The sequence below is a fragment of the Enterococcus sp. HMSC072F02 genome (genome assembly GCF_001837725.1).
Lineage (GTDB): Bacteria > Bacillota > Bacilli > Lactobacillales > Enterococcaceae > Enterococcus_B > Enterococcus_B lactis.
On the sequence record NZ_KV833915.1, the window covers coordinates 1 to 8259 of the forward strand.

Sequence of the window (8259 nt, forward strand, 5' to 3'; positions counted from 1 at the left end):
TGATCTGTCTAACTTAATTTGACAATTAAGAGTATGAAAAAATATTTCAATTTTATTTTTTCGTTTCAAATTATTCTATTAGTGACATCCTTGAACTATAAAAATAGGAGTACGGCATCATCTGCCGCACTCCTATTTTTTTCGTCATTTATTTCTTAAATAAAACGATTCTCACGCAATTTTATTTTTTTGATATCTTCTACTGTTTGTGTTCCAGCTAATTGCATGACCATTTCCAATTCTGTTTTAAAGAAATCAAACACTTGATGGACTCCTGTACTTCCTCCTAAAGACAATCCATAAATAACGGGTCTGCCAATAGCAACAAGATCGGCACCTGATGCGATTGCTTTGAAAACATGTTGTCCACGTCGTACACCGCTGTCAAACACGATTGGTACACGTTTATCTACTGCTTCTGCCACATATTGCAACGAATCAAACGCAGCAGGCCCCCCATCTAATTGACGGCCACCATGGTTAGATACCCAAATTCCACCAGCACCAGATTCTAATGATCGATAGACATCTTCTTCTGATTGAACACCTTTCACGTAGACTGGCAAATCAGAATGAGCAGCGATAAATTCTACATCTTTTGGACTAAGTTTTTGTTTGGAAGATTTATATACAGCATCCATCGTTTGGCCTACTCCTGATTGATAAGCCTGAACGATCGGCATTGGCAGCGGGAAGGTAAACCCGTTTCTGCGGTCTGTTTCACGGTTTCCGCCAACTGTTGCATCCGCTGTCAATACGATTGCTTTTGCTCCATTACGCTTGGCCACTTCAAGAATATCCAAATTGATTCCATTATCTTTGCTCATATAAAATTGAAACCATTGCGGTGCTTTCTCCCCGCCTGCTTCTCTTATCTCTTCTAAAGTACAAGAAGCGTAAGAACTTGCTGTATAGATCGTCCCAAAATCTGCTACACCTTTTGCAGAAGCTTTCTCCGCCTTCACATGAGCTAAGCCATGAGCAGCAACTGGTGCCATGATGATTGGTGCAGTCAGCGTTTCTTCGTCAAAATGTGTAGTTGTATCGGGTAATTCTACATCTCTTAATACATGAGGAATAATCAGCTGATGATTGAATGCCCGTTCATTTTCTTGATAAGTAAATAAGTCGCCAGCACCACTGCTGATGTAACCATAACCACCAGCTGGAATCACTTGTGAAGCGGCTATTTCTAAATCTTCCATATTGATAAAATCCACTATTCCTTCATTTGTACCTGCTTGATACGTTTTTTCCATTTCAATGCCTTCCCTCTATAAAAAATTGAATGAATAATATGATAGCGTTTACAAATTTTATATTACTCTTCCGTATTGATACAGGCAAATAATCTGTTTGCATTTCAGTCATTCCAGTTGTTACTACTCTGAAAGAAATGTTTAGAACACAAATAGATAAAAAACGATGGGACTTTGACAAAAGTCGTGTCAAAGTCCCTTTTACGAAATACTGTGGATGCCTATTGAAATAAGTGCGGGTTGTTTCTTTGTATTTCAATCGTTTCTTGCCATTCTTCGTTTAATTTTGGATTACCGTTTTCTTCCTTGAACGCATAAGGTCCCAATCCAAAAAGCTCAGTTAGTATTTGATTCACGATTCCATATAGCTCGGTGTGATCGGACACATGATTATTGAAGATCATCTCATTATCACCACGTTTGAATCTCACATTCGGGCTCTCATGATGAACCTCTATGCAGTTTTCCCCTTTTTTTAACTGACGAATTTCTGAAAACATCTCATAAATATCTTCTCCAATAAAACCTTCAGCAAGCGCCAGACTGTCCACAAGACCGCCTACTGTCAACTCAGAGATTATCGCTTTGTTGGCACCAAGCTTTAATGTATAGCTTGTTGCTTCTACTACGCCGCATGCATTGCAACCACCTTCTGATAGTTCGCTTTTTCTGATCAATTGAACTTCTTTCATTTTCTGTTCCTCCTCTTAGTTTTCTACTTATGTATTTTTTATCACCTGACGTAAGTGTATTTTATCGTCACGATCACGTGATTTATTCTTCAGAGATTCTATTTATCTATCTAACATATCCTTTATTCTTCTACTTTTCTTTCTTTAGCATATAAGAGATACGCATAGTAATCAAGCAAGGATTGTTGATATAAAAAGAACAAATACCGCTATTTTGATTTCTTTTGACTCTATTACTCATATAAATAAAATTTATTATACCTGCTCTTTTTGACTATATCCTCATCTGATTCCTATACTTCGTTTGTACTAAAACTTAGGAGGAATCATTCATGCTTACAGGGCTAAACTTATTAAATAATCCTTTTCTAAATAAAGGAACAGCTTTTACAAAAGAAGAACGGGCAAAATACGGAATCACTGGTATGCTTCCAAGTACTGTCCAAACATTGGAACAACAATCTGTCCAAGCTTACGGTCAATACTTAAGCAAACAGACCGATTTGGAAAAACGTATCTTCTTAATGAATCTATTCAATACGAACCGGACATTGTTTTATAAATTGATGGGCGAACATTTAGTTGAATTCATGCCTGTCGTTTATGATCCTGTCGTTGCGGATTCAATCGAACAATACAACGAAATTTTCTTGAAACCACAAGATGCTGCATTTCTTTCAATCGACGAACCAGAAAATATCAAAGCAAGTTTGAAAAACGCAGCAGATGGACGCGACATTCGTTTGATCGTTGTGACAGATGCAGAAGGAATCTTAGGTATGGGTGACTGGGGTGTGAACGGTGTTGACATCGCTATCGGTAAATTGATGGTCTACACTGCTGCGGCTGGTATCAATCCTGCACAAGTCTTGCCTGTATCGATTGACGCTGGTACTAATAACGAAGAATTATTGAATAATCCATTATACTTAGGGAATCGTCATGCTCGTGTAGAAGGCGAAACTTACTACGAATTCATTGATCAATTCGTTCAATCAGCTACTGAATTATTCCCAGAATTGTTATTACATTGGGAAGATTTTGGACGAGGAAATGCTGCAACGATTTTAGAAAAATACGAAGATAAAATCACTACTTTCAATGATGATATCCAAGGCACAGGAATCGTTGTACTAGCTGGTGTATTAGGTGGATTGAATATATCAGGTGAGGAATTGAAAGATCAAACGATCTTGACATTTGGTGCTGGTACTGCTGGTGTAGGTATCGCAAACATCCTTTTAGATGAAATGATCCGTCAAGGTGTACCTGAAGAAGAAGCACGCCAACATTTCTATCAAGTAGATAAACAGGGTTTATTGTTTGAAGATACAAAAGGGTTGACTCCTGGTCAAATCCCATTCGCTCGTAAACGCTCAGAATTCACTAATGCTGATGAATTGACAAACTTAGAAGCAGTTGTAAAAGCAATCCATCCAACGATCATGATCGGTACTTCTACCCAACCTGGAGCATTCACTGAAGAAATCGTGAAAGAAATGGCGGCTCATACCCCACGTCCAATCATCATGCCTTTGTCTAATCCAACAAAATTGGCAGAAGCAAAAGCAAAAGATTTGATTGAATGGACGGACGGAAAAGCTTTAGTTGGAACAGGTATCCCTGCTGCTGATGTGGAATATAACGGTGTAACTTACCAAATCGGTCAAGCAAATAATGCGTTGATGTACCCAGGTTTAGGGCTTGGTTTGATTGCTTCAACAGCTACACGAGTAAATGCTGAAATCATTTCTCAAGCTAGTCGAGCATTAGGCGGAATCGTTGATGTAACAAAACCAGGAGCAGCTATCTTGCCTCCAGTAGCAAAAATCACTGAATTCTCTCAAACGATTGCTGAAACTGTCGCAAAATCAGTTGTTGCACAAAAATTGAATCGTGAAGAAATCACGGATATCAAAGAAGCTGTTGAATCTGCTAAATGGGTTCCTGAATATAAATCTTTAGAAGATTAAGATTGTTATAGTAAAAGAACATACAGAAACTTTGTATGACGTCTAAAAAGAAAAAAGCGACTGCGGCAAAACAGCAGCCAGCCAACTACTGCTCTTTTGCCGCTTCTCTTTGGCTTTTTTCATACGATACAGAATAAGAAAGGATCTGTAAAAATGGCACAAAAAACAACAACTGCAACTGCAGTTGAGGAAAAGAAAAAAGAAGGGTTTTGGTCAACAAAAATTACCGGCGTAAGTTTGCCCCTTTATTTGATCATGGTCCTTGTCCTGATCATTGCAATGGCTTTAGGAAAATTACCGACGAATATGATTGGCCCAATCGCTGTTTTGGTCATTTTCGGTAATTTATTTCATTTTATCGGAACAAAAATCCCTATCGTCAAAAGTTATTTAGGTGGTGGCTCCGTTTTTGCGATCTTTGCCTCTGCCGCGATTGCTACATTTGGGATCTTACCTGAGTATGTAGTAAAATCCACAGAAAACTTTGTCAGCAATATGGGCTTTTTAGACTTTTATATTGCTGCCTTGATTACTGGTAGCATCCTTGGTATGAACCGTAATCTATTGATGAAAGCTTCTGTTCGTTTTATTCCCGTTGCACTTATTTCAATGGTCGTCTCTTTTTTGCCGTAGGACTCGTAGGTATGCTTATCGGAAATGGTTTTGCAAATTCCGTTTTATATATCTCATTGCCCGCAATGGCTGGTGGTGTTGGAGCCGGAGCTGTACCTTTATCAACGATTTATGCAAATGTTTTAGGCACGGACGCTTCTTCTATCATTTCCCGCCTGATTCCTGCGACAGCAATGACAAATGTCCTAGCTATCATTGGTGCAGCGTTAGTTGCTCGTGCGGGACAATCAATGCCAAAATTCAACGGTAATGGTAAATTAATGGAAAAAGGCGACCTTGGCGATGGAAAACCTAGAAATGTAAAACCTTCCATTCCACAATTAGGTGTCGGTTTGATGGTATCATTGACTTTCTTCATCTTAGGACAAATCGGTAACTATTTTGTTCCTAAAGTCCATGCTTACGCATTCATGATCATTATCGTTGTTATCTGTAAAATCGCAAACCTATTACCAGAATATTACGAAGATGCAGCTATCATGTTCAACAACTTGATTGTCAAAAACTTGACAGCAGCTGTTCTTGCCGGAATCGGTATTGCGTTATTGAATCTAAATGTATTGGCTTCTGCTTTGACATGGCAATTTGTTGTCTTATGTTTGACAAGTGTTATCGCGATTTCAGTAGTTTCAGGATTTGTCGGTCGTTTGTTTGGTTTATATCCAATCGAATCAACTATTACTGCTGGCTTATGCAACAACTCGATGGGTGGTACAGGAAATGTAGCTGTCTTATCTGCAGCTAATCGGATGGAACTTATTGCTTTTGCTCAAATGGGCAATCGGCTTGGTGGTGCCATCGTTTTGATCATCTCAGGTTTCTTGATGCAATTACTTTCTTAGTCAAAAAAATACCTGATCATCAAGTATCGGCTTGATGACCAGGTATTTTTTGATAAAAATTTACAGGATTTTCAAAAATCTTTTTTGCATTTTATCGGAATGATAACCGATGCGTTCATAAAATCGGTGTGCTTCTACTCTGTATTCTGCAGAATTAAGTCTGATTGCTGATATTCCTCGTCTTTTCGCTTCTTCTTCTACGCCAGTCATCAAGGCCTTTCCGATTCCTCTTTTTTCAGCATGTTTAGACACAGCAAGTGCCATAATATTGAACATCGGATCGCTGAAAATTGATTCATAGGACTCCGCTTGTACATAGCCAGCTGCTTTTTTAGAAGTAGGATCTTCATAAACCAAGAAAAAATTTTTTTCTGGCTCCTTCAACAGTTTCTTCATTTGTCTCACCGTAACGGTTAATGGTACATCATACCCTAATTGTTCCGCATTGATTTCTCGTAGTGCTTCTGCATCACCTAAACGCATTTCCCGCAACATCCAAATCACCAGCCAATTTCTATTTTTTTAAATGAATTTTTTTATCATAGTATACTCCTTTTTTCATTTAAAAAAAGACTTTTCAGTGATTTTGACTTGCTTGAATCCAGATCCTTCTAATGTTTGCAAGATGACGAAAGCATTGTAAAGATTGATCAAAAGAACCACGATGACAATCGCTTGAAAAATAAAGGTCACTTTTTTTGGAGACAAAATCCTGCTAAATCTTGCTCCCCACAAACCTCCAATGATAGCAGCGGGGATAACATAAAACAACATAGATAAATCAAAGCGCATAAAGCTACTTGTTAAAGCAATCGTTACCAATTTTGCCAGTTGAGAAAAGAAAATCGTAGATAGAGAATATAGTGTTGCTTCTTTTATTGGCAATGCAAACATCAGCATCAACAAAGAAACATTGACTGGTCCACCACCAATACCTAAAAAACTAGCTAAAAAGCCCAGAACCACCCCACATATAAGGTACCAAGTCCATGACGTCAAATGAAATTTTGGCTGATGATGCTTGGTGTAGAAGAACGCAAAAACCAAGGTCAATACCGTCAAAAAAATTTGGATCAGCTGCACATGCTTCTCGTTTTCAAATAACTGTAAAAAAACTTCGAATACAATGTTGCCGACTACTCCTCCAACAACAGCTCCACTAGATACCCAACCGACAATCTGCCAATTCAGTGATTTCCCGCTTGATACTTGTCGCACAGTCGAAACAATGGACATCGTGAATACCGCAACTGTTGAGTAAAAAGAAATCCCTGCAACAGAATGGGCACCGATAAGATCAAGAATCGGTTTGATCAACACGCCTCCACCCATCCCGGAAATAGCGCCAACTGTGTTCGCCAGAACGATCACCACAAAATAAATCAGACCAATCATCTTGTATTTCCTTTCTCTTGTTTATATCTTTTAACGATTGTTACTCTTTTCTTTTATTATACAGTAAAAGAAACAAACGAGGCTTCAAAAGCTTTTCTACTTTTTAAAGAAAGGTAGTGCTAAACGAAAAAACCGGGCTCTACTTTTCAGAGAGTCCAGCTTTTCTTACACCTTATCGATTCTTTTGTTCTATTCTTCTTCCGCCATGAATGTATTGAATACTTCTTCGATCATATCCCATTCTGCGTCTGTTTCGATTTGTTCTAACTCGCCTTCTGTTCCATCTTCGTTTTCGATGTATGCATAAGCTTGTAATTCTACATCTTCATCTTCTGAAACACCAGCTGGATATAAAAGAACATAGTTACGTCCAAATTCTTCTTGTCCGTCAACTGTTAGCAAGATTTCGTATAATGTTTCATTTCCTTGGTCATCCACCAATGTGATGTGTTCGTGTCCTTCGTGTTCGTGGGAATGGTTATGTTCTGTCATAAGATTACCTCTTTTCTTTTTATTATTAAAATAATTGCTTACCTGAGCCGTCTAAATAATTTTGTAAAATCATCACAGCTGCTAATTTATCGATGACTTTTTTTCGTTTCGCTCTTGAAGTATTTGCCTGCTCTACTAGCATACGTTCTGCCTGAACAGTGGTTAGTCGTTCATCTTGATAATCAACTGGCAAGGAGAATAGTTCTTTGATCTTCTCTCCATATGACATGGAAGCTTCTGCCCTTGGTCCGATGGAATTGTTCATATTCTTAGGTAATCCAACTACAAAACGGTCTACTTCGTACTGCGCCACTAATTCCTTCAACCGATCAAAACCAAACTCTTCTTCTGCCTCATTGATTCGAATGATTTCTACTCCTTGAGCTGTCCAGCCAAAGGGATCGCTCACAGCAACGCCTACTGTCTTAGAACCGACATCCAAGCCCATTACTCTCATAAATTCACTCCATGATTTGAGAGGTAGTCTTTGACAATTACTTCCATGATTTCATCGCGTTCGTGACGGCGAATCAAATTTCGTGCATCACGATAACGAGGAATGTAGGCCGGGTCTCCAGAAAGCAAGTAGCCGACAATCTGATTGATTGGATTGTAGCCTTTTTCTTCCAAAGCCCGATAAACAATCGCTAATGTTTCGCTCACTTCTTTTTTGCGACTATCGTCAAAACCAAAACGTACGGTTTCATCTGTAAAACCCATGATTCTACACCTCTTTCCCGCAAGGTAATTCCAGCTTACCTTCTACACCCTTATTTTACTCGAAGAAAGGGAAAACTACAAACAAATATTCCAAACTTCTGAATAAATTAAGAAACACGATTTGTCTGATTTTTCCTTTTTTCTGTGGCTTTTTCAAAAGCCCTCTTTCCATAAAGTATACGCTATATTTCTTTGAAAGTATGTTTTTACACAATTTTTTCATAATCTTAATTGTCAAATTAAGTTAGACAGA

The 8259-nt window shown here is 38.4% G+C and carries 8 protein-coding genes and 1 pseudogene; 2 read left to right on the forward strand and 7 right to left on the reverse strand.

All coding sequences use genetic code 11. The features are described from left to right. Window positions 1–155: 155 nt before the first annotated feature. Together HMPREF2731_RS02690 and HMPREF2731_RS02695 are read right to left on the reverse strand one after the other, a co-directional pair. Window positions 156–1259, reverse strand: a complete 1104-nt coding sequence (locus tag HMPREF2731_RS02690; RefSeq protein ID WP_070704533.1) for an alpha-hydroxy-acid oxidizing protein — start codon at window positions 1257–1259, stop codon at window positions 156–158. 221 nt (window positions 1260–1480) lie between these two features. Further along, window positions 1481–1951, reverse strand: a complete 471-nt coding sequence (locus HMPREF2731_RS02695; protein WP_002295059.1) for a DUF4809 family protein — start codon at window positions 1949–1951, stop codon at window positions 1481–1483. Between the two features lie 332 nt (window positions 1952–2283). Between HMPREF2731_RS02695 and HMPREF2731_RS02700 the strand changes: the two genes are divergently transcribed. Beyond that, complete coding sequence (locus HMPREF2731_RS02700) at window positions 2284–3924, forward strand: malolactic enzyme (protein ID WP_070704536.1); 1641 nt, start codon at window positions 2284–2286, stop codon at window positions 3922–3924. Window positions 3925–4077: 153 nt separating this feature from the next. Continuing rightward, window positions 4078–5399: pseudogene (locus HMPREF2731_RS02705) on the forward strand (2-hydroxycarboxylate transporter family protein). A 60-nt stretch (window positions 5400–5459) separates the two neighbouring features. Here the strand turns inward: HMPREF2731_RS02705 and HMPREF2731_RS02710 are convergent. From HMPREF2731_RS02710 to HMPREF2731_RS02730, 5 genes are all read right to left on the reverse strand, one after another. Then, window positions 5460–5894: a GNAT family N-acetyltransferase gene (locus HMPREF2731_RS02710; RefSeq protein ID WP_002290890.1), complete on the reverse strand. Its 435-nt coding sequence runs from the start codon at window positions 5892–5894 to the stop codon at window positions 5460–5462. Window positions 5895–5957: 63 nt separating this feature from the next. Continuing rightward, the gene (locus tag HMPREF2731_RS02715; protein ID WP_002326306.1) at window positions 5958–6794 is read right to left on the reverse strand and encodes a sulfite exporter TauE/SafE family protein; all 837 of its coding nucleotides are present in this window, start codon (window positions 6792–6794) and stop codon (window positions 5958–5960) included. Between the two features lie 189 nt (window positions 6795–6983). Continuing rightward, window positions 6984–7286: a DUF1292 domain-containing protein gene (locus tag HMPREF2731_RS02720; RefSeq protein WP_002295049.1), complete on the reverse strand. Its 303-nt coding sequence runs from the start codon at window positions 7284–7286 to the stop codon at window positions 6984–6986. Window positions 7287–7311: 25 nt separating this feature from the next. After that, window positions 7312–7743: a Holliday junction resolvase RuvX gene (gene ruvX / locus HMPREF2731_RS02725; RefSeq protein WP_002290886.1), complete on the reverse strand. Its 432-nt coding sequence runs from the start codon at window positions 7741–7743 to the stop codon at window positions 7312–7314. Next, window positions 7740–8006: an IreB family regulatory phosphoprotein gene (locus tag HMPREF2731_RS02730; protein WP_002290885.1), complete on the reverse strand. Its 267-nt coding sequence runs from the start codon at window positions 8004–8006 to the stop codon at window positions 7740–7742. Before HMPREF2731_RS02730 ends, ruvX begins: the two co-directional genes overlap by 4 nt. Between the last annotated feature and the right edge of the window lie 253 nt (window positions 8007–8259).

Bases quoted from the DNA above. Each gene is read 5' to 3' on its own strand.
- HMPREF2731_RS02730 (WP_002290885.1), bottom strand. From the start codon at position 8,006: ATGGGTTTTACAGATGAAACCGTACGTTTTGGTTTTGACGATAGTCGC.
- HMPREF2731_RS02715 (WP_002326306.1), bottom strand. From the start codon at position 6,794: ATGATTGGTCTGATTTATTTTGTGGTGATCGTTCTGGCGAACACAGTT.
- HMPREF2731_RS02700 (WP_070704536.1), top strand. From the start codon at position 2,284: ATGCTTACAGGGCTAAACTTATTAAATAATCCTTTTCTAAATAAAGGA.
- HMPREF2731_RS02720 (WP_002295049.1), bottom strand. From the start codon at position 7,286: ATGACAGAACATAACCATTCCCACGAACACGAAGGACACGAACACATC.
- HMPREF2731_RS02690 (WP_070704533.1), bottom strand. From the start codon at position 1,259: ATGGAAAAAACGTATCAAGCAGGTACAAATGAAGGAATAGTGGATTTT.
- ruvX (WP_002290886.1), bottom strand. From the start codon at position 7,743: ATGAGAGTAATGGGCTTGGATGTCGGTTCTAAGACAGTAGGCGTTGCT.
- HMPREF2731_RS02710 (WP_002290890.1), bottom strand. From the start codon at position 5,894: ATGTTGCGGGAAATGCGTTTAGGTGATGCAGAAGCACTACGAGAAATC.
- HMPREF2731_RS02695 (WP_002295059.1), bottom strand. From the start codon at position 1,951: ATGAAAGAAGTTCAATTGATCAGAAAAAGCGAACTATCAGAAGGTGGT.